The sequence below is a fragment of the Actinoplanes octamycinicus genome (genome assembly GCF_014205225.1).
Taxonomy (GTDB): domain Bacteria; phylum Actinomycetota; class Actinomycetes; order Mycobacteriales; family Micromonosporaceae; genus Actinoplanes; species Actinoplanes octamycinicus.
Genome location: NZ_JACHNB010000001.1, coordinates 5,044,893 through 5,071,346, shown reverse-complemented (window position 1 = coordinate 5,071,346; position 26,454 = coordinate 5,044,893). Strand labels below are relative to the sequence as shown.

General features: G+C 74.0%; 22 protein-coding genes. 5 read left to right on the top strand and 17 right to left on the bottom strand.

What is annotated here, in order from left to right; all coding sequences use genetic code 11:
- Window positions 1-600: 600 nt before the first annotated feature.
- The 8 genes from BJY16_RS22135 to BJY16_RS22100 form a co-directional block, all read right to left on the bottom strand.
- Entirely contained in the window at window positions 601-3,378 is a 2,778-nt protein-coding gene (locus BJY16_RS22135) for a helix-turn-helix transcriptional regulator (protein ID WP_239176722.1), read from the bottom strand.
- 58 nt (window positions 3,379-3,436) lie between these two features.
- A complete protein-coding gene (locus BJY16_RS22130) occupies window positions 3,437-4,015 on the bottom strand; it encodes a hypothetical protein (RefSeq protein ID WP_185041495.1) in 579 nt (192 codons plus the stop codon).
- Between the two features lie 19 nt (window positions 4,016-4,034).
- Window positions 4,035-5,264, bottom strand: a complete 1,230-nt coding sequence (locus BJY16_RS22125; RefSeq protein ID WP_185041494.1) for an ABC transporter permease — start codon at window positions 5,262-5,264, stop codon at window positions 4,035-4,037.
- Complete coding sequence (locus BJY16_RS22120; RefSeq protein WP_239176720.1) at window positions 5,261-6,007, bottom strand: ABC transporter ATP-binding protein; 747 nt, start codon at window positions 6,005-6,007, stop codon at window positions 5,261-5,263. The genes BJY16_RS22125 and BJY16_RS22120 overlap by 4 nt, the downstream gene beginning before the upstream one ends.
- A complete protein-coding gene (locus BJY16_RS22115; RefSeq protein WP_185041493.1) occupies window positions 6,004-7,221 on the bottom strand; it encodes an efflux RND transporter periplasmic adaptor subunit in 1,218 nt (405 codons plus the stop codon). Before BJY16_RS22115 ends, BJY16_RS22120 begins: the two co-directional genes overlap by 4 nt.
- 103 nt (window positions 7,222-7,324) lie before the next feature.
- The gene (locus tag BJY16_RS22110; RefSeq protein WP_203758835.1) at window positions 7,325-8,752 is read right to left on the bottom strand and encodes a sensor histidine kinase; all 1,428 of its coding nucleotides are present in this window, start codon (window positions 8,750-8,752) and stop codon (window positions 7,325-7,327) included.
- Window positions 8,749-9,474, bottom strand: coding sequence for a response regulator transcription factor (locus BJY16_RS22105; protein ID WP_185046596.1), 726 nt, complete (start codon window positions 9,472-9,474; stop codon window positions 8,749-8,751). Before BJY16_RS22105 ends, BJY16_RS22110 begins: the two co-directional genes overlap by 4 nt.
- Before the next feature lie 71 nt (window positions 9,475-9,545).
- Entirely contained in the window at window positions 9,546-10,853 is a 1,308-nt protein-coding gene (locus BJY16_RS22100) for an efflux RND transporter periplasmic adaptor subunit (protein ID WP_185041492.1), read from the bottom strand.
- 170 nt (window positions 10,854-11,023) lie between these two features.
- On the opposite strand from BJY16_RS22100, the gene BJY16_RS22095 reads away from it, so the two are divergent.
- The gene (locus tag BJY16_RS22095) at window positions 11,024-11,599 is read left to right on the top strand and encodes a hypothetical protein (RefSeq protein WP_185041491.1); all 576 of its coding nucleotides are present in this window, start codon (window positions 11,024-11,026) and stop codon (window positions 11,597-11,599) included.
- A gap of 65 nt (window positions 11,600-11,664) precedes the next feature.
- On the opposite strand, the gene BJY16_RS22090 is transcribed toward BJY16_RS22095, so the two are convergent.
- Both BJY16_RS22090 and BJY16_RS22085 read right to left on the bottom strand, forming a co-directional pair.
- Window positions 11,665-12,879 (bottom strand): hypothetical protein, encoded by a 1,215-nt coding sequence (locus BJY16_RS22090; protein WP_185041490.1) that lies wholly within the window; start codon window positions 12,877-12,879, stop codon window positions 11,665-11,667.
- Window positions 12,880-13,078: 199 nt separating this feature from the next.
- Window positions 13,079-13,924: an alpha/beta hydrolase family protein gene (locus BJY16_RS22085; protein WP_185046595.1), complete on the bottom strand. Its 846-nt coding sequence runs from the start codon at window positions 13,922-13,924 to the stop codon at window positions 13,079-13,081.
- 225 nt (window positions 13,925-14,149) lie between these two features.
- Here BJY16_RS22085 and BJY16_RS22080 point away from each other — a divergent pair, with 225 nt between their 5' ends.
- A complete protein-coding gene (locus BJY16_RS22080) occupies window positions 14,150-16,747 on the top strand; it encodes a helix-turn-helix transcriptional regulator (RefSeq protein ID WP_185041489.1) in 2,598 nt (865 codons plus the stop codon).
- A 14-nt stretch (window positions 16,748-16,761) separates the two neighbouring features.
- Here BJY16_RS22080 and BJY16_RS22075 read toward each other — a convergent pair whose 3' ends face one another.
- Both BJY16_RS22075 and BJY16_RS22070 read right to left on the bottom strand, forming a co-directional pair.
- Entirely contained in the window at window positions 16,762-17,193 is a 432-nt protein-coding gene (locus BJY16_RS22075; protein WP_185041488.1) for a hypothetical protein, read from the bottom strand.
- Window positions 17,194-17,394: 201 nt separating this feature from the next.
- Entirely contained in the window at window positions 17,395-18,369 is a 975-nt protein-coding gene (locus BJY16_RS22070) for a LacI family DNA-binding transcriptional regulator (RefSeq protein ID WP_185041487.1), read from the bottom strand.
- Window positions 18,370-18,408: 39 nt separating this feature from the next.
- On the opposite strand from BJY16_RS22070, the gene BJY16_RS22065 reads away from it, so the two are divergent.
- Window positions 18,409-20,775, top strand: coding sequence for a beta-glucosidase family protein (locus tag BJY16_RS22065; RefSeq protein ID WP_185041486.1), 2,367 nt, complete (start codon window positions 18,409-18,411; stop codon window positions 20,773-20,775).
- Window positions 20,776-20,849: 74 nt separating this feature from the next.
- Here the strand turns inward: BJY16_RS22065 and BJY16_RS22060 are convergent, their stop codons facing one another.
- Window positions 20,850-21,416 (bottom strand): histidine phosphatase family protein, encoded by a 567-nt coding sequence (locus BJY16_RS22060; RefSeq protein WP_185041485.1) that lies wholly within the window; start codon window positions 21,414-21,416, stop codon window positions 20,850-20,852.
- A gap of 105 nt (window positions 21,417-21,521) precedes the next feature.
- On the opposite strand from BJY16_RS22060, the gene BJY16_RS22055 reads away from it, so the two are divergent.
- Window positions 21,522-21,992 (top strand): DUF6098 family protein, encoded by a 471-nt coding sequence (locus BJY16_RS22055; RefSeq protein ID WP_185041484.1) that lies wholly within the window; start codon window positions 21,522-21,524, stop codon window positions 21,990-21,992.
- Here the strand turns inward: BJY16_RS22055 and BJY16_RS22050 are convergent, their stop codons facing one another.
- Both BJY16_RS22050 and BJY16_RS22045 read right to left on the bottom strand, forming a co-directional pair.
- On the bottom strand, window positions 21,993-22,331 hold the full coding sequence (locus BJY16_RS22050) for a hypothetical protein (protein ID WP_185041483.1): 339 nt from the start codon (window positions 22,329-22,331) through the stop codon (window positions 21,993-21,995).
- Between the two features lie 73 nt (window positions 22,332-22,404).
- On the bottom strand, window positions 22,405-22,677 hold the full coding sequence (locus BJY16_RS22045) for a hypothetical protein (protein ID WP_185041482.1): 273 nt from the start codon (window positions 22,675-22,677) through the stop codon (window positions 22,405-22,407).
- Between the two features lie 216 nt (window positions 22,678-22,893).
- Here BJY16_RS22045 and BJY16_RS22040 point away from each other — a divergent pair, with 216 nt between their 5' ends.
- On the top strand, window positions 22,894-23,088 hold the full coding sequence (locus BJY16_RS22040; protein ID WP_185041481.1) for a DUF1918 domain-containing protein: 195 nt from the start codon (window positions 22,894-22,896) through the stop codon (window positions 23,086-23,088).
- Here the strand turns inward: BJY16_RS22040 and BJY16_RS22035 are convergent.
- A complete protein-coding gene (locus BJY16_RS22035; RefSeq protein WP_185041480.1) occupies window positions 23,063-23,929 on the bottom strand; it encodes a LacI family DNA-binding transcriptional regulator in 867 nt (288 codons plus the stop codon). The two genes, BJY16_RS22040 and BJY16_RS22035, sit on opposite strands and share 26 nt — an antisense overlap.
- Window positions 23,930-23,934: 5 nt before the next feature.
- Window positions 23,935-26,376 carry a glycoside hydrolase family 2 protein gene (locus BJY16_RS22030; protein WP_185041479.1) on the bottom strand — a complete coding sequence of 814 codons (2,442 nt, stop codon included), beginning with the start codon at window positions 26,374-26,376 and terminating at the stop codon, window positions 23,935-23,937.
- Between the last annotated feature and the right edge of the window lie 78 nt (window positions 26,377-26,454).

The following is a 26,454-nucleotide window of genomic DNA, read 5'->3' as shown; positions in this document are numbered from 1 at the left end:
CGGAGAAAGCCTCGTCGCTTCCGCATACAACAATGCCGAGCCTCTGCTTCATCACCAAATCAACCAGGTAAAACTTAGAAGATGAAAGTGATCGCCGCCACGGTATTGCGGTAACCCAGGTCACTCTCCGTCGCGGAAATCCTGGTCAGGCGAATGCCGTGACGTCGCCCACCGCTGCACGCGACAGCCAGCGGTCCGGCGCAACGGCGGAAGGCCGGCATGCCGGCGGAGAGGAAGCGATGAGTCGGTAGCGAGGGAACAAGAACGCTGGCGCGGAAGGGAGAGAAGAGGGCCAGTGGGGAGTCAGGGAAGCGGAGACGAGTCGGCCCGGAAACCGGGCAGGCGGGCAGGCCGGCACGAAGGCGGAGGCAGGTTGGCGCGGACTCCGGCGGGCAAGCGCGGGCAGGTAGGCGCAGACTCCGGCGGGCAAGCGCGGGCAGGTAGGCGCAGACTCCGGCGGGCAAGCGCGGGCAGGTGGGCGCAGACTCCGGCGGGCAAGCGCGGGCAGATCGGCGCGGAGGCCGGTGAAAAGGCAAGGAGCTAGGGAGGCGCGGAGGTCGCTGGAAGACGGGGCCGCCGGACCGTGAGGTGGGGTGGTGGTCAGGCCGGGGAGGTGGGCTCGGGGAGCGGCCCCACCTCGACCGCCTGCAAGCGGGACGACAACTGGGTCCGGGAGCGGACCCCGAGCTTGCGGTAGACCCGGGTCAGCGTCGCCTCCACCGTCTTCACGCTCAGGTACAGCCGGGTGGCGATCTCCCGGTTGCTGGCGCCGTCCCGGACCAGCCCGGCGATCCGCAGCTCGGTGGAGGTCAGCCCCTGCTCCGGCGCGAGGCTGCCCTCGGTGCGGGCGAGGGCCCGCTCGGTCTCCTCGGCCCACGGGCGCGCGTCCGCGGCCATGAAGATCGACAGCGCCGCGCCGATCAGCAGGCGGGCCGCGGCGTAGCGGCGGCGGCGGCGTTCCGCGCCGCCGGCCACCAGCAGCGCGTGGCCCTGTTCCACCGGCTGCCGGAGCTGTTCGAAGAGGGCCGCCGCGGCGGTGGACAGCTCGACCGCCGAGTCCGCCTGGCCGCTCTCCGAGTGCACGATCGCGGTGGCCCGGTCCAGGTATCCGGCCAGCGCCGGGGTGCTGCCCAGCCGCTCGGCCGCCTTGCGCGCGCCGGCCAGCGTCTCGGCCGCCTCGACGTGCTCGCCGAGCGCGGCCAGCCCGGTGGCCAGGTCGGCGTGCCAGCGGACGATCATCGGGTCGGCGCTGCCGGCCTCGGCCTCCAGCTCGCGCAGCCGGCGCAGCGCGGCCACCCCGGTCCGGGTGTCGCCGGAGCGGAGCCGGGCCTGGCCCAGCGCGTGCAGGTGGCGGCGCAGGTAGAGGTTGTCGCCTTCCTGCTCGGAGGCGCGGATGCCGCGCTGGGCGAAACCGGCGGCCGCGGCCAGGCTGCCCCCGGCCAGCTCGGCCACCGCGGCGGTGTACCAGGTCGGGCCGGGGCTCAGGCCGGCCTCCTGCGCTGCCTGCACCGCGCGGTGTGCGTACCGTAGGGCCTCCCGGCAGCGACCGGCCCGGGCCGCCACCTCGGACAGGCTGCGCAGCACCTCGACCCGGGCCTCGCCGATCCGGTCGTGCTCGGCGACCGCGAGCAGGCGGAGCAGCTCGGCGCGCGCCTCGTCGAGCCGGTCGTCGATCAGCGCGAAGCGGGCGGCGATGTAGTGCGGGCCGTAGTGCAGCCAGTCCGGCGCCGGCGAGGCGGGCAGCATGAGGGCGCGGGCCAGCGAGTCCTGCCACTGCGGCTCGCCGCGCATCCGCTGGATCTGGGCCAGGCTGCTGAGCGCCATCGCCTCGCTGGTGGCGTCGCCGACCCGGTGGGCGATCGCGGCGGTGCTGCGTGCCTCGTAGGCGGCCCGGTCCGGGTCGCCGGTGATCATCGCCTGCCAGGTGAGCCGCAGCCGGACCGGGGCGAGCAGCGCCGGGTCGTCGCCGGCCTCGGCGAGCGCCGCCGCGAACATCTCCCCCATCTCGCCGAGCGCCTGCCCGGCCAGGTCGATCAGCACCACCCGGGCGCGGACCCGGTGCCCGGCCGGGGCGTCGGCCGCGATCACCGCCTCGGCGGCCCGGCCGGCCAGCGCGGGCGCTCCCCCGGTGAGCGCGGTGCGGGCCGCGGCGACCAGCCAGTCGAGGCGCGCGGCGGCCAGCTGGTGCGGGCAGCGGTCGGCGGCGAGCAGGTAGAACTCGGCGGCGGTCCGGTCCGCGCCGCGCGCGGCGCACTGGTCGGCGGCGTCCGCGAGCCGCCGGGCGGTGGCCGCGTCCGGGCGGGCTCCGCGCAGGGCGCGATGCCGCAGGGCGTCCAGGGGGTCGAGCGCGGCTGCGGCGAGTGCGGCATGGATTTGGGTACGCCCGGCCGCCGGCGTCTCGTCGATCAGCACCTGGGCGATCAGTGGCGGCGTGAACCGGATCGCCTCACCGGTCATCTCCACCACCCCGGCCGCGGCGGCCAGCCGCAGCTCCCGGGCGGCGTCGGCGCGCCCGGCGCGCAGCAGCAGGGTGACCGTCGGGTCGGTGGCCAGCGCCGCCACCAGCAACGTCCGGTTCACCTCGGCGGACAGGCAGCCGAGCCGCTCGCGGGCCAGGTCCCGGGCGATCTCCGGCAGCGGCGCCGGTCGCCAGGCCGGGCCGTCGCCGCCGGTGCTGCCCAGCGCGAGGGCGAGGAACGGGTTGCCGGCGCTGGCCCGGTGCAGCCGGCTGGCGGTGCGGCAGGGCAGGCCGCGGGCCTCCAGCATGGCGGTCAGGTCGTCCGGCGCGAGCGGCGGCACGGCCATCTCGGTGACCGGGGGCGGGCAGAGCCGGGCGGCGCGGCGGCGGCCGGCCGGGTCCGGGCGGCGCTCGGCGGTGATCGCCCGGATCCGCGGGCCGGGGCGGCGGCGCATCGCGAAGGCGAGCAGCTCGGCGGACTCCGGGTCGAGCCACTGCACGTCGTCCAGCACCAGCAGCACCGGGCCGGTGCGGGCGCAGTGCGCGAGCAGAGCGGGCAGCAGCAGGCGCCGGGCCAGGGCGGGCACGCCGGTGCGCGGCGGACGGCCCTGGCGCAGGGCGGCGAGCGAGTGCCGGGCGGCGGGCGGGAGGGCGGCCACCGCGCCGGGTGGGATCTGCCGGATCAGGTCGGCGACGCCCGCCCAGGCCAGGGTGCGCTCGCCGCGGGCCGGCCGCAGGCGCAGGACCAGCTCGCCGCGGGCGGTGGCGGGCTCGGCGACGGCGTCCAGGAGAGCGGTCTTCCCGATGCCGGGCGGCCCGTGCAGGGCCACCCCGCCGCCGGCGGCGAGCCGCGCGTCGATCTCCGCGAGCAACGCCTCCCGGCCGTGCAGTGTGGGCAGGTCGCGCTGCACGCGGCTCACCCCCTAGATCTAGGTTCAGCCTAGGGAGCGAGAGGCGTGGTCATCAATAACTAGTTCGTCACTTGCCTCGCGCGGTGACCGAGGTGGCGGTGACCGCGCCGTCGGCGCCGGCGGCGCCCTCGACGGTCACCGAGTCGCCGGCCTTGACGTCGCTGAGTTTGCCCTTCTTCGCGGTCGACACGGCGGTCGAGCCGTCGGTCTTGACGGTGACCACGGTGCCGTCCGCGGTCTCCACATAGATGGTCTTGCCGTTGACCAGCTTGACCTTGCCGGTGGTGCCGGCGGCCGCCGCGGTGGTCGTGCCGCCGGTGCCGCCGCCCTGGGCGCCCTGCCCGAAACCGGGGAAGCCGCTGGCGCTGAGCCCGCCCGGGAAGTTCCCCGAGCCGCGGGTGCCGCCGCCGGGGAAGCCGGCGGTGGTGGCCGTCGACGTGCCCCACTGCTTCTGCGCGTGGACGCCGCCGAGGAAGCCGCCCATCAGCAGCAGCCCGACGCCGAGCCCGATGGTGCCCTTGTTCCACCACTTCTTCGGCGCGGCCGCCGCCAGCTCCTCGGCCAGACCCTCGTGGTCGGCGTCGGCGTCGGCGTCGGCGGGGGCGGGAGCCGGCACGGCCGGCAGCAGGGCGGTCTCGTCGTTCATCCGGTTCACAGCGGAGTCCTCACTCGTAGCGCAGCGCGTCGATCGGACGCAGGCGGGCGGCGCGGGCGGCGGGCAGCCCGCCGAAGAACAGCCCGATCGCGACGGACACGCCGACGGCGAGCCCGATCGAGCTGGGCACGATCACCGGTTTCACCCCGACGATCGTGAAATGGCTGCCGATCAGGGCGGCGGCCACACCGAGGGCGCCGCCGAGCACGCTCAGCAGGGTCGCCTCGATCAGGAACTGGGTCAGGATCACCCGGCGCGGCGCGCCGAGCGCCTTGCGGATGCCGATCTCCCGGGTCCGCTCGGTGACCGTGACCAGCATGATGTTGGTGATCCCGATGCCGCCGACCAGCAGGCTGATCGCGGCCACCGCGCCGAGCAGCGTGGTGAACGTGTCCGCGGTCTCGGTCTGCGTCTCCAGCAGCGACGACGCGTTCTGGATCCGGTACGGCGTGCTGCTGGTGCCGGTGCCGGTGGTCCGCGACGACGTGGACGAGGAGACGTCGAGCTGCTGGTCGAGGATCGTGGAGACCTCGCTCTGCACCGCGTCGACCTTGTCCGGGTCCTTGGCCTCCACGAGGATCGAGGTCAGCGAGCCGTACCCGGCCAGCACCTGCTGGACCGCGGTGAGCGGGGCGACCGCGGTGTCGTTGGAGTCCTGGAACCCGGTGGAGCTCTTCTCCTTGAGCACGCCGACCACGGTGAACAGCGCGCCGCTGACGGTGACCTGCTTGTCGATCGGGTCGACGCCGGGGAAGAGCTCCTCGGCCACGGTCTGCCCGATCACCACCACCCGGCGGCCCTGGGCGACGTCGTCCGCGGTGAACGACGCGCCCGTCTCAACCGGGGTGCTGGACGCGCCGAACCAGTCCGGGGTGGTGCCGACGAAGGTGCTGACCGCGTGGTCGGCGCCCTCGTAGGTCATCGTCGCCGAGGACGCGCTGACCACCGGCGACACCGACTTGATGTCCGGGGCCAGCTCCGGGTCGACCAGCGCGTCGGCCATCTTCTTGGTCAGCGCGGTGCTGCTGGAGCCGCCCCGGCCGGTGCTCATCACGGTGATCGTGTTGGTGCCCAGCGCCTCGATCCGGTCGCTGATCGCCTTGGCCGAGCCGTTGCCGACCGCGACCAGCAGGATCACCGCGGCGACACCGATCAGGATGCCGAGCATGGTGAGCGCCGAGCGCAGCTTGTTGGCCGACAGCCCGCGCAGCGAGAACCGGATCACCTCGAGAAAGCTCATGCGCTGTGCCGCCCGGCGAGAGAGTACGGATGACCCACCGGCGGCCGGTCGATCGGGGACTGCCGGACGTCGGTCACGATCGCGCCGTCGACCAGGCGGATCAGCCGCTTGGCCCGGGCGCCGACCTCGTCCTCGTGGGTGATGATCACGATGGTCCGGCCGGCCGCGCTCAGGTCGTCGAAGACCCGCAGCACGTCGTCGGTGGACTTGCTGTCCAGGTTGCCGGTGGGCTCGTCGGCGAGCAGCAGGGCCGGCTCGGTGACCAGCGCCCGGGCCACCGCGACGCGCTGCTGCTGGCCGCCGGAGAGCTGGTTGGGCTCGTGACCGGCGCGGTCCGCGAGACCGACGATGTCCAGGGCCGCCATCGCGCGGCGGCGCCGCTCCTTGGGACGGACCCCGGCGTACGCCAGCGGCAGCTCGACGTTGGCCACCGCCGTGGTCCGCGGGATCAGGTTGAACGCCTGGAAGATGAAGCCGATCAGCCGGTTCCGGGCCAGCGCGAGCTGACCGTCGGAGAGCGTGCCCACCTCGACGCCGTCCAGCTTGTACGACCCGTGGGTGGGCACATCCAGAGCGCCGAGGATGTTCATCAGCGTCGACTTGCCGGAGCCGGACGATCCCATGATCGCCACGTAGTCGCCGCGGTGCACGGTCATCGAGACGCCACGCAGGGCGTGGACCGTGGCTTCACCCGTACCGTAGATCTTCTTGAGATCGTGAACCTGGAGGACCGGGCGGCTCATCGGCCGCCTCCGGTCCGGGCGCCGGTGCCGCCACCGGGGAAGTTGCCGCCGCCACCGGGGAAGCCGCCGCCACCGGTGAGGCCGCCGCCGGGGAAGCCACCGGTGGTCCCGCTGCCGCCGGTCGAGGTGGTCTTGACGGTGACCTGCTCGCCGGCGGTCAGCCCGGAGGTGATCTCGGTGGCCGCGTCGCCCTCCAAGCCGATCTCCACCGACCGGGTCTCCTGCACGCCGCCGGCCACGACCGTGACGGTGTGCCGCTTGCCGACCGTGGTGATCGCGGCCGAGTTGACCATGACCACGTCCGCCTTGGCGCCGGTGGTGACCACGACCGAGACGGTCTGCCCGACCTTGGCGCCGGTCGGCACCTTGTCCAGGCTGAGCGTGACGCCGTAGGTGACCACGCTGTTCGTGGTGGTGCCGGACGGGTCGATCGCGGTGACCTTGGCGCTCTGGCTGGTCCCGCTCAGCGCGTTCCAGGTGACCGTGGCGACCTGGTTCTCCTTGAGCTGGGTGGCGTCCGCCTCGGCGAAGCTGGCCGAGACCGACATCCTGGTCAGGTCGGCGATCTCGATGAAGCCGGTCGACGCCGAGGAACTGCTGCTGCCGGAACCGCCGCCGCCCTGCGCGCCGCCGCCGGACGAGGACGACGAACTCGACGAGCCGGTGCCCGAGGCGGAGCTGCCGATCGTGCCGCTGACCGCGGTGACCGTGCCGGCCATCGGTGCCTTGAGGACCGTGCCGTCCACCCCGGCCTCGGCGTCGTCGACCGCGAGCTGGGCCTCCGCCACCTGGTTCTCGGCGTCCGAGGTGTCCGAGCCGGCGTCCTCGGCCCGTTCCAGGGCGTCGTTCGCGGCGTCCAGGTCGGCCTCGGCGGCGGCCAGCGTGCGCTTGGCCGCGGCCGGGTCCACCTTCGCCAGGACCTGACCCTTCTTGACCTTGTCACCGACCTTGACGGTGATCGCGGTGACCGTTCCGCTGGTCTCGAAGCTGGCGCTCGCGGTGGTCGAGCTCTCCACGGTGCCGTCCGCGGTCACCGTCCTGGTGACCGTGCCCCGCTGGACGGTGACCGTGCGCTCGGAGGCCACGGCGGCCGTTCCCCCGTCGCCGGACCCGGAGAACGTCTCGTACACCGTGATGGCGCCGGCGACGAGCACGATGCCGATCACGGCATTGACCACCAGTGACGGGTGGCGGCTCCAAACGCGATTCTTCATGGTGTCGTCCGCCGCGGATCAGCACTGCGTAGCTTCATGCCGGACACTTTTGAGGGGCGGCCTGGGAGGAGATTCGGCGGAACCTCGGAGCCAGCTTTGAATCTCACGCCCCGTCACCGACGGACGGGAGCAGCACCCGGAACGTGGCCCCGCCGCCCGGGGTCTCGCGCAGCTCGATCGCACCGCCGTGCCCGTGCACGATGGTCGCCACGATGGCCAGCCCGAGACCGGATCCGCCGCCGGTGGCCCGGTTGCGGCTCGGGTCGGCCCGGTACAACCGCTCGAAGATCCGCGGGGCGTGCTCCGGCGCGACCCCGGGGCCGTCGTCCTCGACCTCGAGCACCGCGGACTCCCCCGCCTGCCCCACCCGGACGGTGACCCGGGTCCGGTCCGGGGTGTGGTTCAGCGCGTTGGCGACCAGGTTGGTCACCACCTGCCGCAGCCCGTGGTCGTCGCCGAGCACGGTGGCCGGCTCGAAGGTGTCCTCGTCGTCGCTGAGCCCGGCGAGCAGCACCTGCCGGCCGGGCACCCGGGCGTGCGCGTCCCGGATGGTGTCCGCGGCGATCTCCAGCAGGTCGACCCGGCGCAGGTCCAGGGTGCGCTGCCGGTCCAGCCGGGCGAGCATCAGCAGGTCCTCGACCAGCACGCCCATCCGGCCGGCCTCGGCCTCGATCCGGCTCATCGTCTCGTCCAGCAGCGGGCCGGGCGGGGCGCCGCCGCGCCGGTACAGCTCGGCGAAGCCGCGGATCGAGGTGAGCGGGGTGCGCAGCTCGTGCGAGGCGTCCGCGACGAACTGGCGCAGCCGCTGCTCGGCCGCGGAGCGTTCGGCCACCTCGGTCTCGATCCGGCTGAGCATCGAGTTGAGCGCCAGGCCGAGCCGGCCGGGCTCGGTGTGCGGGCCGGCGCCGGGCACCCGCAGCGACAGGTCGCCGCCGGAGATCTCCGTGGCCGCCTGTTCCATCTCGGTCAGCGGACGCAGGCCGATCCGGACGACGTAGGCCGCGCCCAGCCCGAGCAGGGCCAGGATCAGCAGCAGCACCCCGCCGTCGATGAGCATGAGCTGGTCGGTGGTCTGCCGCACCTCGTCCAGCGACGAGCCGAAGAGGGCATACCCACCGGTGCTGCCGACCGGAAGGGCGATCACCCGCCAGTCGGTGCCGTCCGGGCTGGAGACCGTGTAGGGCAGCTTCTCCGCGGCGCGCGCGGCCAGCGAAGCGAACGACGGCACGGCCGGCCGGGTGTCATCGGCGGGATAGCTGCGGTCGGTGTCCAGCGTCCCGTCCGCCCGGTAGAGGTAGGCGACCTGGTCCGGGCCGACTCGGAAGAAGCGGCTTCGCGGGCCGAAACCACTGTCCTGCTGCTGGCTCGCGAACTCCAGCGGACGGGCCATGTCGGTCAGCTGCTTGTCGATGCGCCCCTGCAGGTAGGAGCGGATCAGCACGACGCCGGCGACGTTCGCGGCGATCAGGGCGATCGCGGCCAGGACGCCGACCACCAGGACGAGGCGGGAGCGCAGCGTCCAGCGGGTCACTCCTGCGCGCCGCGCGGCAACCGGAGGGCGTAGCCGACGCCGCGCACGGTGTGGATCAGCGCCGGCTCGGCCCGGTCGATCTTCCGGCGCAGGTAGTAGACGTACGACTCGACGATCCGGCCGTCGCCACCGAAGTCGTACTTCCACACCCGGTCCAGGATCTGCGCCTTGCTGACCACTCGACCGGCGTTGATCATCAGGTACCGGAGCAGGTTGAACTCGGTCGGCGACAGCTCGATCAGGCGACCCGCCCGGCGTACCTCGTGGGCGTCCTCGTCCAGCTCCAGGTCGGCGTACCGGAGCACCCCGGTGTCCGGTTTCGGGTCCTCCGGCTGACTGCGCCGCAGGATGGCGCGGATCCGTAGCACGACCTCCTCGAGGCTGAACGGCTTGGTGACGTAGTCGTCGGCACCGGTGGAGAGCCCGAGGATCCGGTCCTCGACCGCGTCCCGCGCGGTGAGGAACAGCACCGGCGTCCGGCACCCGGCGGCGCGCAGCCGCCGGGCCACCTCGAACCCGTCCAGGTCCGGCAGCATCACGTCGAGCACGATCAGGTCCGGCTCGAACTCGCTCACCGCCACCAGGGCGGCGGTGCCGGTCCCGGCCACCCGCACGTCGAAGGCGACGAGCCGCAGAGTGGCGCTGAGCAGCGCGGAGATGTTCGGCTCGTCGTCCACGACGAGGACGCGGGCAGGCCGCGCCGACGTGTCGCCGACGGTCATCGGGTATCGGGTCTCGGAAAGCACCGCACAGACTTATCAACGTTTTCTTTGAGTGGGCTATGAGCCCGCTGTCACCAGGATCGGGACACCGCATCACCCTCGCTCAGGCCCGCGGTGATCTCGGTGTACCGGTCGCCGCGCAGGCCGATCCGCACCTCGGCCACGGCGCCGTCCTTCTGCACGGTCCCGTTGGTCCCGGAGACGTCGTGCACCGCGGTGCTGGGCACCCGGAGCACGTCCGCCTTGCTGCCGGTGGTCACCCTGACCTGGGCGCTCTGCCCGACCAGCAGGTCCTCCGGGGCGTCGACGAAGGACAGCACCACGCCGAACGTGGTGAGCGTGCCGTCGCTGGTGCCGACCGGGTCGACCACCACCAGGGTGGCGTCGAACGTCTCGCCCGGCTTGTCGGCCAGGGTGATCACCGCCTTCTGCCCGACCGCCAGGTGGTCCGCGTCGGCCTCCGGGAAGGCGGCGCTGATCTGCATGTCGTAGACGTCGGCCAGGGTGATGAACGCCGAGCCGGCGGTGACCTGGCTGCCCACCTTGCCGCCGACCGTGAGGATCTTGCCGGCGATGGGCGCCGTGATGGTGGCGCCCGCCAGGGCGTCCTCGGCCTTCTCCAGGGCCACCTCGGCCTGGTTCACCCGTTGCTGCGCGGTGAGGATGGCGTCACCGCCACTGCTGCCCTGCTGGCCACCGCCCGGCTGGCCGCCGCTGGTCCCGGTGCACGCGGAGGCGCCGCCCCCGGACGCGCCGCCACCGGTGGTCCCGCCGCCGGTGGTGCCGCCGCCGGTGGTCCCGCCCGTCGTGCCACCGCTGCCCTTGGTCTTGGTGGCGGTGGCGGCCGGTTGCGCCGTCTTCGTCGCGGTCGGGGTGGCGGAAGCCGTCGCGGTGGCCGTCGGCGAGGGTGAGCCGGAGGCCGAGGCGGTGGCCGTGGCCCCCAGCCGATAGGCCGCCGCCGCGTCGCAGCCGGTGGTGGTGGAGGTCGTGGAGGCGGCCTCCTTGGCGTCGGCGAGCGAGTCCTCCGCCGAGTCCAGCGCGTCCTGCGCGTCGTCGACCGCGTCCCGCGCGTCCTCGTCGTCGACCGCCGCGAGCACCTGCCCCGCGGTCACCGTCGTCCCGGCCCGGACCTGGACGGTCTCCACGGTGCCGTCCACCGCGAACGACAGGCTGCGTGTCTGCGCCGGCTGCAACGTGCCGGTGGTGGCGACCTCGCTGGTCACCGCGCCCCGGTCCACGGTGACGGTCTCGGCCGCCTTCGACTCCTCCGCGCCGTCCGCCGTCAGCGCGCGCACCACGCCGTAGGCGAGCAACGCGAGCACGACGACGGTCACGCCGAGCCAGATCAGACGCCGGCGACCGGCCAGTGCAACACCCATGGCCGAGGAGTCTGGCGAGCCGTCCTCGCCACCGGCTCGGTCCTGCCTCGGAGTTCCCTCGGAGCCGCCGGACCGGCTCAAAGGCAATTCCTAGCCGCGTCCGATCTTCCGCATAGGAACGCCGGGTTCGCTATGCCGTCGTACCCGCCCGACGAATCAAGGAGACGCTTGTGCCGGTAGTCAAGTCGAAGGTGGCCCGCCGGGTCGCGGCGTGCGCGGCGGTGGCGTTCGTGTCGGTGGCCTTCACCGCGGCGTGCGGCGACCAGGACGACAGCAACAGCTCGGCGAACGGCACGGCCGGCCAGAACGGCGGCGGCACCTCGGCGTTCGCGGCGTACACCGAGTGTCTCGCGAAGAACGGCGTGACCGTCACGATGCCTTCGGGTGGCCCGGGCAACGGCGGGATGCGTCCCTCCGGCGAGGCCCGTCCGTCCGGCCAGCCCCGGCCCTCCGGGAGCTTCGGCGGCCGCGGTGGCTTCCCGGGAGGCGGCGGCGGTTTCCCGAAGCCGGACGGCGTGGACGACGCGACCTGGGCCAAGGCGCAGGAGGCGTGCGCGTCGGTGCGGCCGAGCTTCGGCGGGCGCGGCCCCGGCAACGGCACCGGTGGGAACGGCGCGAACGCGGCGTACCTGAACTGCCTCAAGGACAACGGCGTGACCGACACCGGCAAGCTCGACGAGTCGGACGCCACCACGAAGAAGGCCGTCGAGACCTGCAAGGTTCTGCGGCCCTCGGCGGCCTCCTGAGAAAGACCCCGTGCCGGCCTCGTTCGTCCCCCCGTCGTGACGAGGCCGGCACGGTCATCTCCGGATCAGATCCCGGTCAGCTCCTGGTGCGACGGGGTGGTGTGCCCGAGCACGAGCACCCCCGGCCGGTCCGGTGGAACGGACGGGGTGGCATCCACGATCTGCTCCATCACCGCACGGGGCAGTCCCGGGTTGGCCGCGGCTGGCTCAGCGGTCTCCTCGTCGTCCAGCAACTCCAGGATCCGCGCGACGGACAGCCGCTCGTCGGCGGCCATCCAGGCCCGCACGCCGGGGTGCTCGTCGCGGCTGAGCCGGTCGATCAGCTCGGCCGCGGCGGTCGGATCCATGGTGACCAGGGCGCGGGCTTCCCAGTGCGGTGAGTCGGCGTAGCGGGCCAGTTCGGTACGCGGGAACGCCGGATGCCGCAGCAGGTTGCCCCGGGTGATCACCCGGGCCTCGAGGTAGGTGCGGACCACCAGGTGCCCGGGCACGTCGTCGTGCCGCTCGCAGAGCATCAACCGGACCGCGAAGTCGGGGTCCTCGGCGAGGATCGCGATCTGGTCCGCGGTCAGCGCCCGATGGTGCGTCGCGCTGCGGCGCAGCCCGATGTGCCGGGAGCGGACGCACGTGTCCAGCGTCCGCGCGTCGGCATCGCGGACCCAGGGCAGGACCGGCAGCCGGTCGTGCGGGCCGACGTAGTAGTCGATCGCGGCCCGCTCCTCCTCGGTCAGATCCGGCCGCATCGACAGGCACAGGCGCACACCCGGGTCGGGATCCGCGCTGAGCGCCGGTGGCGACGGCGCGTACCGGGCGGCCCGCCACCGGTCCCCCGCGTCCTCGCTGCGGACCAGCCGCTCCACCTCGGCCGGGGAGAGGACGTCCGGCTCCGGCGGTGGCGCGGGCTGGGCCGGCGAGGCCGGGAACGGGCTCTCCAGGCCGCCCAGCACCGCCCTGGCCACCTCGGGCAGCGAGTCCACCAGCCACAACATCCGCCGCACCCGGCGCTCCGGGTCGGTGGCCAGCCGCCGGTACGCCTCGGCCGGCATCGGCTCGCACGGCATGTCGGGTCCCTCGGCGAGCGCGCGGCGCACCTCCGCGTCCGGATCGTCCACCAGCCGGGCGCGCTGCGCTCCGGAGCTGTACGGTGACTGGGCCAGCGCGACCCGGACCAGCGGATCGGGGTGGGCGGCGACGGCGTCGAACATCTCGTCGGTCCACGGGTCACGACTCTTGATCAGCCAGCTCCGGTACCAGCCCTCCAGATCGGGACGGCCGATCACCCGGCGGAACAGGTGCTCGGTGATGGCCGGGTTGCGACCCAGGCCACGGAGTCGGGCCAGGGTCAGCTCTGCGACGTTCAGGATTCCTCCACAGATCGGCGACGGTCACCGACCTTACGGCGATAAGCCCTGGTCAGACACGGTCTTTCGACCGAGTGACCAGGGCCGGCGAGCGCGGTACGCTAGCACCGCGACCCACTCACACCGGGCAACTGCTCCGGTAGTCCGAGATCGACAGGCTGCTCGGTCCCGGGCAGATGAACTGGCTGTACCGGGTGTCGTCGTCCACGAAGCGCTTCAGCCAGGCCACCGCCTGCACCGCGGTCGGCGTGTTCACCGACTGCGGGAAGAAGTGGCTGGCGCCGTTCAGCTCCAGGTAGGACTTCTCGGCCGACGACGGGATGCTGGTGTAGAACGGGATCGAGTGGCTGGCCACCGGCGCGATGGTGTCCGCCTCGCCGCCCACGATCAGCGTCGGGACCCGCAGCTCGGTCCACGACTTGTCCAGGTTCCACGGCGCGAGCGGCACCGCGGCCTGCAGGGACGGCCGGTCGCTGGCCGCTTCCAGGCTGCCGCCGCCGCCCATCGAGTGCCCGGCCACGGCGAGCCGGCTGGAGTCGATCCGGCTGCGTACCGAGCTGCGGCTGGTCAGGTAGTCGAGCGCGGCGAGCAGTTGGTCGCCCCGCGAGTCCGGCTGGTCGGCGGTGGTCAGCGTCTCGATGCCGATCACCACGAAGCCGTGCGAGGCCAGCCGCGGTCCCAGCCAGGAGATGCTGGACCAGTAGGCGGTGAAGCCGGGCGAGATGGCGATCGCGCCGAAGGTGCCGTCCGCGGTGCTGGTCGGGTAGTAGATGGTGCCGCCGCCGAAGCCGACAGCGCTGAGCCGGGAGACCGAGGTGGTCGAGACCGCGTAGGGGCCGCGGCTCGCCTGCAGCGCGGCCAGCGTCGGGTTCGGGCCGCGCTCGTAGGGGTTGTCGGCGGCGTGCGCGGCGGTGGCGCCGAGCGGCGCGGTGAGCGCGATGGTGGCCGCCACGGTCACCAGCATGCGTTTCCAAGTCCGGTGCACGTCGAATACTCCTTCACCTGGGGGGACGGTTCGACGAGCGCCAGTCTGCGCACCGCCTCGGCGGCCACGCATCGGCGAAATCACCGGCCTTGCGTTCATCAGCTGGCAACATCCCGGAAATTTCACCCCTTGCACGACATCGATGTTGTTCTTTCGGGCCGGACCCGATCGCGCAACACTCTCGACATGTTTCATGCACCACTAGTGCAAGAAGTCGAGCGCCTCCTGCACTCGGCCGCCGCCGGGCAGGGCGGCGCGCTCGTCCTCTGCGGCGCCCCCGGCTCCGGACGCAGCACCCTGCTCCGCGCCGCGCTCCGGCACGCCGCCGGCTGGACCGTGCACACCGTCCCCGGCCACGCCGCCGAGCGCTCCTTCCCGTGCGCCGCCCTGCGCCGCCTCACCGACCGGATCACCTGGCCCGCGGCCCGCGACGACGAGGCGGTGGTCACCGCGGGCGATTCCCTCCTGGATTTCTTGCGGACGACCGCCGCCGGCCGCCCGCTGCTCTGCCTCCTGGACGACGCGCACCTGCTCGACGCCCCGTCCCGCGAGGTGATCGGCTACGCCGCCCGCCGCGTCGGCGGTCACCGGATCGCCGTCCTGGCCGCCGGCCCGCCCAGCCTCGCCGACCTCGACCTGCCGGCCCGTCACCTCCGGCCGCTCACCCCGCCGGAGTGCCGCACCCTGCTCGCCGAGCACGCCCCGGACCTCGCCGCCGACGTCGCACTCACCCTGGCCGACCTGTCCGGCGGCAACCCGGCCGCCCTGGTCGACCTGGCCCGCTCCCTCTCCCCGGAGCAGCGCCGCGGCTACACCCCGCTCCCCACCGAACTCCACCCGGACAGCCCGCTCCGCCGCCGCCTCCACACCGAGCTGGCCGCCCTCCCACCGGCCACCCGCCGGCTGCTCCTGCTGGCCGCCGCCACTCCCCCGGCCCCGCTCCCCGACCTGCTCGCCGCGGCCGACGCCGGGCTGGCCGACTTCCGGCCCGCCGAGCGCGCGGGACTCGTCACGGTCGACGGGGACGCGGTCCACTTCGGGTCGGAGGTCGCGCGCGGGGTGGCGTACCGGGAGATGTCATCGGTCGGCAGAAGGACAGCGCACCTCGCCCTGGCCGGGGTCGCGGCCGCGCACGGCCGCCGCCTGGACGCGCTCCTGCACCGCGCCGCGGCCTCGACCACCGCGGATCCCGCGCTCGCCGCCCAGCTCACCGAGGCGGCCGCGACGGCCGCGCCGGCCGAGGCGACAGAGGCTTTCCGGTACGCCGCGCAGCTCTCCACCGACCCCACCGTCCGCGACGCCGCCCTGGTCGACGCGGCCCGCACCGCCTGGCTGGCCGGCCGTCCGCACCGGGCCGGCCTGCTCCTGCGTCAGGTGACGGTGGCCCGCACCCGGGTGCGGGCCCGCGGGCTGGCCGCCGAGATGCGGCCGGACGGACCCGCCTCCCGGGAGATCCTGATGGACGTCGCGGCGGACCTGGCGCAGAGCGATCCGGTCGCGGCGCTCGACGCGTTGTCGCTGGCCGGCGAGGCGGCCGGCCTGGCCGGTGAGCAGGGACGCTATGCGGCGCTCGCGCGCCGGGTCGCGGCCGGGCGGCGCGGGGACGAAGCGGCGGCGGTGACGATGGCCTACCACCACGTGGCCGGGCTCGCCGACATCGCGTGCCGGGACGAGGAGGCGGCGTTCGCGCGGTTCCGGCAGGAGCTGGAACTGGCCGGGGCGGTGCGCGAACCGATCCCACTGATCCGGGCGGCAACCGCGGCGATCCTCGTCGGGGACGCCCGGATGGCGACCGCGTCCGCCGGGCGGGCCGTGGTGCTGGCCGGCGCGGACGGGGCGCACAGCCTGGTGCCGCGCGCGCTCGAACTGGCCGCGCTGGCCGGGATGGCGTCCGGGGACTACGACGCGGCGACCGCCGCCGCGCTGGACGGTGTGGCCACCGCCCGCGGCACCGGGCAGAGCGCGCTGGCCGGCACCCACCTCGGGCTGCTCGCCGTGCTGGCCGCCATGGTCGGCGACCGGGACAGCGGGCAGGCCCGGATCCGCGCGGCGACCGGCACCGAACAGGCCCGCCCGCTGTGCGAATGGGCCCTCGCCGTGCTCGACCTGGTCGACGGGCAGCGCCGCGCCGCCGCCGAACGGCTGCACCTGGTGGTGGCCGGGCCGCCCGGCCGGGGCTCGGTGCTGCTGCGCGTCGCGGTGGTCCCGCACCTGCTGGAGGCGGCCGGACCGGAACCGGCGCTGAACCCGGTCGCGGCCGCCTTCGACGACTGGGCCGGACGGACCGGCCAGGACGGGTGGCTGGCGCTGCGCGACCGGTGCCGGGCGCTGCGCACCCGGGACGGTGAGGCGGCCGAGGCGCACTTCCACGCGGCGCTGCGGCGGGTCGGCGAGGCCGGGTTCCCGCGGGCGCACACCGAGCTGCTCTACGGCCGGCTGCTGCGCCGCCGGCGCCGGCACGTGGCGGCCCGCGAGCACCTGCGCCGGGCCGCGGAGACGTTCCGGCTGCTCGGGGCCGAACCGTGGGCGGCGCAGAGCATCCGCGAACTGCGTGCCGCCGGCGAACGCTCCGCACCGCGGGCCGCCGCCGGACGATCCGGGCCGCAGCCGCTGGACGGCGCCGGGCTGACCGCCCAGCAGGAGCGGATCGCGGCCCTGGTCGCCGAGGGCGCCACCAACCGGGAGGTGGCCCAGGAGCTGCACCTCAGCCCCCGGACCGTGGACCACCACCTGCGCAACGTCTTCGCCCGGCTGGGCGTCCGGTCCCGCACCGAGATGGCCCACCTGCTCGCCGCCCGCTGACCCCTCGGGCGGGGTCAGGCGTTGTCGGCGAGGTCCAGGCCGGCCCAGCGCTCGGCGAGCTGGCGGCGGCGGCAGGCGACCAGGTGCCCGGCCAGGATCGCCGGGTGGCCGCCGCGCACGCAGACGTCGGCGCCGGCGGTCAGCACGCCGGCCACCAGCTCGGCCGGGGCCCACTCGTCGATCAGGGCGACCACCCGGGTGGCCCGGGGCAGGACCGTGCGGGCCAGCCGCACGTCCTCGGTCCGGGCGCCGCTGAGCAGCACCAGCTCGCCGGGCCGCACCTCGTCGATCGAGCCGAGCTGCCGCATCCGCCAGCCGGACGGCAGGTGCGGCGGCAGCGCGGCGACCCGGCTCTGCTGGCCGAACACGGCGACGACCGGATCCGCGGCGGGCGCCGGAGCGGTCGAGTTGGTGGTGCCGGCTCCACGGTTCAACTCGGTGATCATGGTGCTTCCCCTCGACTGGGTTCCCCGTAATGCCTTCACCCTTCGCCCCGGTCCTGAAATGACCATGTGCCGGACCTGTGCGTTCGTTGTCAGCGTGGGACCGGAGGCGACAACACGGGGCACGACGGCAGCCTGAGCCACGGCCGGTACGGGAGACGCCGGGTCAGGCGGACTCGCGGGAGACGACGGCCGGAAGCGGGGTCAGGCGGACTCGCGGGTGACGACTCGGATCAGGTCCGCGGTGGGCAGCATCGGGGCCGGGCGGCCGCTGACCGCGGCGACCACCGTCGTGGCCAGGTGGGTGGCGAGGGTCCGCTGGTCCGTGGTCACCGTGGTCAGTGGGGGCACCGCGAGCCGGGCCGCCGGGATGTCGTCCACGCCGATCACGGCGAGGCCGGTCAGGGACAGCGTCCGCGCACCGGCGAGGACCGCGAGGGCCACCTCGTCGTTGTACGCGCACACCCCGGTCACCCCGGCCGCCTGCCATCGCCGCACCGCCTCGGCGGCCGGTTCGGCGTCGAGCGGCACCGTCTCCACGACCGGCTGCCGGCCGAGGGCGGCGCGCACCCCGGCGAGCCGCGGGTCGGCGAAGATCCGCAGGCGCGGGTCGTCCGGGTAGGCGTAGCCCAGGCGCGCGTGGCCCGTACCCACAAGGTGTTCCGCCTGTCGTCTGCCGACCAGCTGCTGCGGCACCTCCAGCTCGCGGCCGTGCCGGCCGGCGCGGCCGAGCAGCGCGACCACCAGCGCCACCCCGGCGGCCCGCATCGCCTCGGTCTCGTCGTCGGAGAAGTCGGTGAAGGACAGCACCGCGGCCGGCGTGATCGCCTTCCAGATCTCGGCGATCGGCCGGTCCGCCCGGCTGCCCGGGTGCGCCACGAAGGTGAGCCCCTCCCGGGCGAGCGCGGTGGACAGGTTGCCCAGCAGGTTGCCCACCTCGTTGCCGATCGGCCAGTCCGGCAGCAGGCAGAGGACCACGTCGGAGCGTCCGGTGCGGAGGGTGCGGGCGGCCGCCGACGGCGCGTAGCCGAGCCCGGCGGCGGCCCGCAGGACCCGGTCCCGGGTGGCCGGCGAGATGCTCTGGCCGGGCGTGGCGTTCAGCACGTAGCTGACCGTGGCCCGGGACACGCCCGCGCGGCGGGCGACATCGGCGCTGGTGATCCGGCGGGTCTCGGGCATGGGGTGACTTTACTACTTACACGTGTCAGCATAGGACGCATGACACTCGACCTGGCCACCAAGGTCGCTCTGCTCACCGGCGCCAGCACGTTCACCCTGGCGCCGCACGACGGGATCGGGCTGCACGAGATCCGGCTCTCCGACGGGCCGACCGGCGTCCGCGGCCTCAAGTTCAGCGGCGGCCGGGTGGTCGCCCTCTTTCCGAACGCGACACTGCTCGCCTCCGCCTGGGACACCACCGCGGCGTACGAGGTCGGCCGCATCCTCGCTGAGGAGGCCCTCGCCCAGCGCGTCCACGTGGTCCTCGGCCCGACCATCAACCTGCACCGCAGCCCGCTCGGCGGCCGGCTCTTCGAGGCGTACTCGGAGGATCCGCTGCTCACCGGCAAACTGGCCGCCGCCTACGTGCGCGGCATGCAGGACCAGGGCGTGGCCGCCTGCCTGAAACACCTGGTGGCCAACGAGTCGGAGACCGAGCGGAACACCGTGGACAGTGTGGTCGACGAGGCCACCCTGCGCGAGGTGTACCTGCTGCCGTTCGAGATCGCCGTCGAGGAGGCCGACGCCTGGACCATGATGGCGGCCTACAACGACGTCAACGGGGTCGCCGCCACCGAGCAGCGGCACGTGAACAACGAGATCGTCAAGGGCGAGTGGGGCTACCGCGGCCTGATCATGTCGGACTGGTTCGCCACCAGGACCACCGCGGCCTCCGCGAACGGCGGGCTGGACCTGGTCATGCCCGGCCCGGGCGGCCCGTGGGGCCGGGCCCTGGTCGAGGCGGTGGAGCGCGGCGAGGTCGACGAGTCGGTGATCGACGACCACCTGGAGCGGCTGCTCCGGCTGGCCGGGCGGGTCGGCGCGCTGGGCACCCCGCGCGACTACCCGGCCGATCTCCCGGCGCCGGACAGCGCGGTGCGCAAGGAGCAGCTCACCCGGCTCGCCGCGACCGGCATGACGGTCCTGCGCAACGAGGACGACACCCTGCCGCTGACCCGCGGCGCCCGGATCGCGGTGATCGGCCGGCACGCCGTGCAGACCATCGCCATGGGCGGCGGCTCCGCCCAGGTCAACCCGCCCTACCAGGCGAGCGTCGCGGAGGGGATGACCGCGCTGCTGGACGAGGTGACGGTGACCGACGGCGTGGAGGTGCGCACCCGCCCGGTCCCGGCCCGCGGCGGCTTCCTCACCGACCCGGTCAGCGGCAGGCCGGGCATCCGGGTCCGGCTGTTCGACGCGGACGGGGCCGAGCTGGAGAGCCGCTACTGCGCGCAGTCCTCGACCATGGTCGGGATGGACGACGACTTCGACGGCGTGGTGCACACCGCCGAGCTGACCGGCCGGGTCACCGTGGCCGGCCCGGTCGAGCTGGGCGTCCTCGGCGCCGGCGCCTGGTCGGTCAGCGCCGGGCGGCAGACCATGGACTACCGGCTCGACCTGACCGGGAACGGGTTCGCCGAGCCGGTGCTCACCCCGCCGCTGCGCGTCGACCCGGTCACCGCGGCCGAGGGCGATCTGCTGACCGCCCGGGTCGAGCTGCTCACCGACGGCACGTTCGCGAACACCGGGCTGTTCGGCCTGATCGGGCACGTGGCGCCGCGCTCCACCGTCGACGTGCTGGACGACGCCGTCCGGGCGGCGGCCACCGCGGACGTGGCCGTGGTGGTGGTCGGCCTGACCGAGGAGCAGGAGACCGAGTCGGTGGACAAGTCGACGCTGGCCCTGCCCGGCGCGCAGGACGCGCTGGTCGAGGCGGTAGCCGGGGCGGCCCGCCGGACGGTCGTGGTGGTCAACGCCGCGACCCCGGTGCTGATGCCCTGGCTGTCCCGGGTCGACGCGGTGCTCTGGGCCGGGCTGCCCGGCCAGGAGGGCGGGCACGCGGTCGCGGCGGCGCTGCTCGGCGACATCGAGCCGGCCGGGCGGCTGGTCACCACGTTCCCGGCCGCCGACGAGAAGTCGCCGGCCTGGTCGGTGACGCCGGTGGACGGCAAGCTGGCGTACGCCGAAGGTCCGTTCCTCGGCTATCGCGGGCACTACGCGGGCCGCGCCCCGGAGCCGGCCTTCTGGTTCGGTCACGGGCTGGGCTACGGCGCGTGGGAGTACTCCGACGTGCGCCTGATCGACGGCGAGCCGCCGTCGGTGACCGCGACCGTGACCAACACCGGGACCCGGACCAGCCGCGAGGTGGTGCAGGTCTACCTGCGCCCGGACGACCCGGAGCAGCCGGTCCGGCTGGCCGGCTGGACCGCCGTCACGGTGGCGCCGGGCGAGTCGGCCCGGGTCACCGTGGCGACCGACGCGCGGATGTGGCGTGTGTGGAATACCACGACGGGAGACTGGGAGCGTGCCTCCGGTGGACAATTGCTGATCGCTCGCGGCCTGGGCGACATCCGAGCCACCCTGTGACCGGGCCGGCCGGCCCGTCATCGCAACCGTCCTGCGATGACGGGCCGGCCGCCCGATGACGGGTCACCGCCTGCTCAGCAGGGCGCGTTCCAGCTGGTCAGCACCGGGTCGACGGCGTGCTCGAAACCGAGCGTGGAAAGCGTCGCGGTGTCCAGTTTCAGCAAGCCGCCGGCGCTCGGCGGCAGCCCGACCCAGCGCGCCCCGGCGACCCGCAGGCTGTGCCCGTGCCCGACCAGTGCCACGTCGCCGTCCAGCTCACGGGCCCGGGCCAGCACCCGGTCGAGCCGGGCGCCGACCTCGGCCGGCGACTCGCCGCCCGGGCAGCCGTGCGCCCACAGCGACCAGTCCGGCCGCCCGGCCCGGATCTCCTTGGTGGTGATCCCCTCGTACTCCCCGTAGTTCCACTCGGCCAGGTCCTCGGTCACCTCGGTGACGGTCAGCCCGGCCAGCTCGGCGGTCCGCAGCGCGCGCCGCCGCGGGCTGGACAGCACCGCGGCGAACCGCCGCCCGCCCAGCCGCTCGCCGGCCCGGCGCGCCTGCGCCTCGCCCTCCCCGGTCAGCTCCAGATCGGTGAACGAGGTGTGCCGTCCGTTCGCACTCCACTCGGTCTGCCCGTGCCGGATCAGCACGATCTCCGTCATGCCCCGCCCTTTCGTCGCCCGGCTCCACCTTTCCACGCCGGGCCCGCCGCCCGGTGTGCCGCCGCGCACAGGATTGATCGGACTTCCGGCGGGCATCCGCCGTCCGTGCCTCACCCGTACGACGACCTGCCCGTGCTCCCCGACCTGGACGCCGTCGCCGCCACCCTCGGCGCCCATCGCGACGACCTCTACGTGCGCTGGTCCCGCGGCCCGGCCACCGATCTGCGGGAGTGCGGCGAGGGCAGCAGCCGGGACTCGCTGACCGGGATCCGGCTGCCCGGCCTGTCCGCCAGCTCGCTCGCCGTCGAGCCGTGGTGGGGGGACCGCTCGCCGAGGCTGTGGGTGGCCCGGCGCCTCTACGACTACCTGCACCTGCGCGACCTGCGCGGCCCCGGGGTGCGCCCGTGGCTGCTGACCGGCACCGAGGCGGGCCGCGGCCCGGACAACGAGCCGCTGGTCCGGTGCCACCGCCCGGTCGCCTGGATCGACCTGGCCGCCCTGGACGAGGCCCGGGAGCTGGTCGAGTCGCAGGGCTCGGCCGAGTGGGGCCCGCTGGACCGCCGTGCCGGTGCCTAGCTAGTCCGCCGCGGGGCCGATCTCGCCGGGCAGGCGCATCGGGTTGCGGGCCTCCTCGCGGGCGGCCAGCGACGCCATCGCGGTGCGGTAGTGGGCCGGGCTCAGCTCGTCGCGCAGCAGCTGGACGACCAGCAGTCCCTCGGTGCTCTCGGCGCGCGGCACCGGCGGCGGGGCGGCGACCACCGCGGCCGGCAGCAGGACGGTGGAGAGCGGGCCGGGGCCGGTCACCGGTCCCGCCGGGCCACCCCGGCGACATGGCCAGAAGGCCAGCGTCAGCGCGGCCAGCACGCCGCCGCCGAGCACGGACAACACCATCTCGATCATCCCCCGGACAGTCATGGTCGCCCCTCGATACCCCGGTGTCGTGGTGCGCACACCTGCATTCTGGGAGCGAGCCCAGCTGATGATCCACTCAGGGGCGGTAGTCGCGGGGCACCGACATCGGGTGCCGGCGCTCGTCCCGGGCGGCGATCCGCTCCAGGGCGCGCACGTACTGCTGCGACGAGATCTCGCCGGCCAGCAGCTGGGCGGTGAGCACGCCCTCCAGGCTGTCCGGCAGGGGTGGCGGCGGCGCGACCAGGCGGCCGGTGTGCCGGGGCACCGGCCGTCGCCGTGGCCACGGCCAGAAGGCCAGACCGAGCGCGACCACCAACCCGGTCAGCGCGACGATCACGATCATCATCATCGGCACCCCCGTACCTGAATCCCCGTTCCGGACATCCTTCCCGAGCGGCCGGGGAGTCGCTTCCGGCAGACTTCCGACATTCCGCGCTGACCTGGGCATTCATGCTGATCACCGGGTTCGGGCACGATGCCCGTCCTGGCAGATGGCGCAATCCGGACGCACCACGGCCCGGCGGTGCGATGCTGCCAGGACGACAACCCGAACGGAGGCAGGCACATGATCGCGCACGAAGGGGACCGGATCGTGGTCAACGGGCGGCACGTCGGCGACGGCGACCGGGTCGGCACGATCGTCCGGCTGCACCATCAGGACGGCACGCCGCCCTACGAGGTCCGGTGGTCGGACGGCCACACCGGACTGGTCTTCCCCGGTCCGGAGGCGCACGTCATCCCGGCGGCCGCCGGCCGCTGAGGAGATCCTGGGCCGGCGCCGGGCCGGTGCTCTCCCGCTGCCGGATGCTCACCGACGGTCCGGGGTGCTCCCGCCCGGCCTCACCCCGGACCAGGTCGAGCACCGCCCGCCCGAGCGTCAGCCCGTGCTCGTGCACGTCCGTGCTGAGCGCCGACAGCGGCGGCACGGCCAGCTCGCACAGCGGCGAGTCGTCGCAGGCGAGCAGGCTGATCCGGCCGGGCACCGGCACCCGGGAACGGATCAGCTCCTGCTCCGCGGCGACCGCCATCACGTCGTTGTCGAAGACGATCGCGGTCGGCGCCGGTGACCCGGCGAGCAGCTCGCGCAGGCCACGCACGCCGCCCTCGGCGCTGTAGTCACCCTCGACGATCACCACCGAGACGCCGTGCGCCGCGGCCGCGGACCGGATCGCGCTGGTCCGCTCCGCGGTGTGCAGCAGCTCGGCCGGGCCGCTGACCCGGCCGATCACCCGGTGGCCGAGCCCGCTGAGCGTCTCGATCGCGGTGGTCATCGCCCCGGCGTCGTCGGTGACCACCTTGGCGAACGGCCCGGGGTGCTTGCCGGCCAGCACCACCGGCAGGCCGAGCCGGGCCACATGGTCCGGCCGGACGTCGTCGTGCACCAGGTTGACCACCACCACGGCGGCCACCGTGCGATCCCGCGCCCAGCGCTGATAGGTGGCCAGCTCGGCGTCGAGGTCCGGGACCACCAGCAGCAGCACGGTGACCCCGGCCGGGGCGAGCGCCTCCTCCATGCCGGCGATCAGCTCCATGAAGAACGGCTCCACCCCGATCCGGTCGGCGCTGCCGGTCAGCACCAGCCCGATCAGCCCGCCGGCCACCGCGGTCAGGCCCCGGCCGGAGCGGCGAGCGTGTTCGCCGAGCGCAGCACCGCCGGGGCGAGGAAGCCGTCGGGGTCGGCCCAGGCGGTCCGCACCCGGAACGTGTGGGTCTCGCCCGGCAGCAGGTCGACGAGCATGTCGTCGACCACCGCGTCCGGGTCGACCTTGTCGGCCAGCACGGCGATGTCACGGGCGAACGAGGCAGCGGTCACGGTGATGGAGTATCCGCCCTCGGCCGCGCTGATGTCCGCTGTCAGGGCCGCGGGGTCGTACCGGAGATCGAAGTCCTCGGCGAACAGGTGCGTGGCGCGCAGCCCGCCGACGTCCGCGACCAGCACCTCGCGGGTGGCGTCGCCGGGCGTGGTGAGCGCCTCGCCGAGCTTGACGGCCGCGACCGACCGGGCCGGGACGTCCACGGTGACCTCCGACGACGCGTGCAGCGACCCGTCGAAGCCGGCGCGGCGCAACCGGACCGTCGCCTGCCAGGCCGTGCCGGTGTCGTTGACCGCGACCAATTCCGGCCCGCGGAAGGTGAGCAGCCGGGGCGCGTAGGAGCGGCGCAGCGCGTACCACGCGGGTTTGCGCCGGCCGGCGCCGTCGACGACCGCCCACGAGGTGACCGGCCAGCAGTCGTTGAGCTGCCAGAGGATGCTGCCCATGGTGCGCGGCGCGTGACCGCGCAGGTGCGCGATCGCGTACGAGGTGGCCCGCGCCTGGTTGAGCTGCGTCGCCCAGTGCCACGCCTCGAACTCCTCGGGCACCCGCATGTGGCGGGCGACCCCGCGGTTCAGTTTGCCGTTGCCGTCCTCCGCCTTCTGGTGCCGCAGGAAGGCCGGCGACTCCTGGTCGAAGTCCTCCGGGGCGAGCGACTCGCGCAGCGTCGACCAGGTGGGCGGCGCCTGCCAGCCGAACTCCGAGCAGAACCGGGGCAGGAAGGTGTCGTGGTGGGTGTAGTCCTCCCGGTTCCACGCCTCCCACTCGTGCCGGGTGCCGTACCGGTCGTCGTTCGGGTGGACCACCTCGGGGTCGTGGCCGGGGCTGGACGGGCTGCCCGGATGGTACGGGCGGGTCGGGTCCAGCTCGGCGAGCAGCGCCGGGAAGTCCTCGTAGTAATACTTCGCACCCCAGGTCAGGTCGCCGAGCTTCGACTTCCAGTCCCAGTCCTGGTGGCCCCAGATGTTCTCGTTGCCGCCGTTCCACAGCGCGAGTGACGGGTGCGGGGTGAGCCGGGCGACGTTCTCCCGGGCCTCGGCGAGGATCTCCGAGCGCAGCGGCTCCTCCTCGGCGTAGGCCGCGCACGCGAGCGGGAAGTCCTGCCAGACCAGGATGCCGCGCTCGTCGCAGAGGTCGTAGAAGTCCTCGTTCTCGTAGATGCCGCCGCCCCAGACGCGCAGCAGGTTGGTGTGGGCCTCGACCGCCCGGTCGATCGCCGCCGCGTAGACGTCCCTGGTCAGGCGGGTGAGCAGGTGGTCCTCGGGGATCCAGTTGAGGCCGCGGACGAAGATCGACCGGCCGTTCACGTGCAGCGTGAAAGCGCTCCCGATCTCGTCCGGCGTCTCATCCACCGTTACTGCGCGGAAGCCGATCCGGGTCTGATAATGATCTTCTTTCAGTCGCACGCTCAGGTCGACCAACGGCTGGTCGCCGTAGCCGATCGGCCACCAGACCGGCGCGTTCGGCACCGAAATTTCGATCATGCCCGAAATTTCGTCTTTTTTGATGGTGAAGCTGGTGGCCTGCTCGCCGAGCGTCACCTCCACGGTCAAGTCGGTCGCCTCGGTGAGCCCGGACCGCTCCACGTCCACGTGCAGCGTGAGCCGGCCGGTGCCGTCGGCGTCCAGCGTGGCGAGGGGCCGCACCGACGCCAGCCGGGCCACCCGCCAGCGCTCCAGCCGCACCGGCTTCCAGATCCCGGCCGTCTGCAGGTCAGGACCCCAATCCCAGCCGAAGGAACAGGCCATTTTGCGTACGGCGTTGAACGGGTGCGGATAGGGACGGGGTCGTTCCCCGATCACCTTCTGCAGCTCCTCGGCGTACTCGATGGCCGGGTCGAACCGCACCGCCAGCGGGATCCCGCCGTCGCGCAGCCGGTCCCGCACATCGAACCGGTAGCTCCGGTGCATGTTCGCGGTGCGGCCCAGCTCGGCCCCGTCCAGACTCACCGTGGCGACCGTGTCGAGCCCCTCGAAGACCAGGTCGACCCGCTCGTCGGCGGCGGCCGGCGCGGCCCGCAGCGTCGTCTCGTAGAGCCACGCGGCCCGGTGGAACCAGACCAGCGCCGCCTCGTTCTCGCCCAGGTACGGGTCCGGGATCAGCTCGGCGTCCAGCAGGTCGGTGTGCACCGTGCCGGGCACGGTGGCCCGGACCCGCTCGGCGGCGATCTCGTCCGGGACCGGTCCACCGGCGGCGCGCACGGTCCAGCCCGCGTGCAGGTCGGTTCTCAGCATGTCGAGTGGCTCCTGTCGTAGTGCCGCCGCAGGCGGGGCGGCTAACATTCTTAAGCAACTGAACGAAGCCCGTCAACG

Bases quoted from the DNA above. Each gene is read 5' to 3' on its own strand.
- BJY16_RS22130 (WP_185041495.1), bottom strand. From the start codon at position 4,015: ATGAACGACGAGACCGCCCTGCTGCCGGCCGTGCCGGCTCCCGCCCCC.
- BJY16_RS22125 (WP_185041494.1), bottom strand. From the start codon at position 5,264: ATGAGCTTTCTCGAGGTGATCCGGTTCTCGCTGCGCGGGCTGTCGGCC.
- BJY16_RS22120 (WP_239176720.1), bottom strand. From the start codon at position 6,007: ATGAGCCGCCCGGTCCTCCAGGTTCACGATCTCAAGAAGATCTACGGT.
- BJY16_RS22115 (WP_185041493.1), bottom strand. From the start codon at position 7,221: ATGAAGAATCGCGTTTGGAGCCGCCACCCGTCACTGGTGGTCAATGCC.
- BJY16_RS22105 (WP_185046596.1), bottom strand. From the start codon at position 9,474: ATGACCGTCGGCGACACGTCGGCGCGGCCTGCCCGCGTCCTCGTCGTG.
- BJY16_RS22100 (WP_185041492.1), bottom strand. From the start codon at position 10,853: ATGGGTGTTGCACTGGCCGGTCGCCGGCGTCTGATCTGGCTCGGCGTG.
- BJY16_RS22085 (WP_185046595.1), bottom strand. From the start codon at position 13,924: ATGCTGGTGACCGTGGCGGCCACCATCGCGCTCACCGCGCCGCTCGGC.
- BJY16_RS22075 (WP_185041488.1), bottom strand. From the start codon at position 17,193: ATGATCACCGAGTTGAACCGTGGAGCCGGCACCACCAACTCGACCGCT.
- BJY16_RS22070 (WP_185041487.1), bottom strand. From the start codon at position 18,369: ATGCCCGAGACCCGCCGGATCACCAGCGCCGATGTCGCCCGCCGCGCG.
- BJY16_RS22065 (WP_185041486.1), top strand. From the start codon at position 18,409: ATGACACTCGACCTGGCCACCAAGGTCGCTCTGCTCACCGGCGCCAGC.
- BJY16_RS22060 (WP_185041485.1), bottom strand. From the start codon at position 21,416: ATGACGGAGATCGTGCTGATCCGGCACGGGCAGACCGAGTGGAGTGCG.
- BJY16_RS22050 (WP_185041483.1), bottom strand. From the start codon at position 22,331: ATGACTGTCCGGGGGATGATCGAGATGGTGTTGTCCGTGCTCGGCGGC.
- BJY16_RS22045 (WP_185041482.1), bottom strand. From the start codon at position 22,677: ATGATGATGATCGTGATCGTCGCGCTGACCGGGTTGGTGGTCGCGCTC.
- BJY16_RS22040 (WP_185041481.1), top strand. From the start codon at position 22,894: ATGATCGCGCACGAAGGGGACCGGATCGTGGTCAACGGGCGGCACGTC.
- BJY16_RS22030 (WP_185041479.1), bottom strand. From the start codon at position 26,376: ATGCTGAGAACCGACCTGCACGCGGGCTGGACCGTGCGCGCCGCCGGT.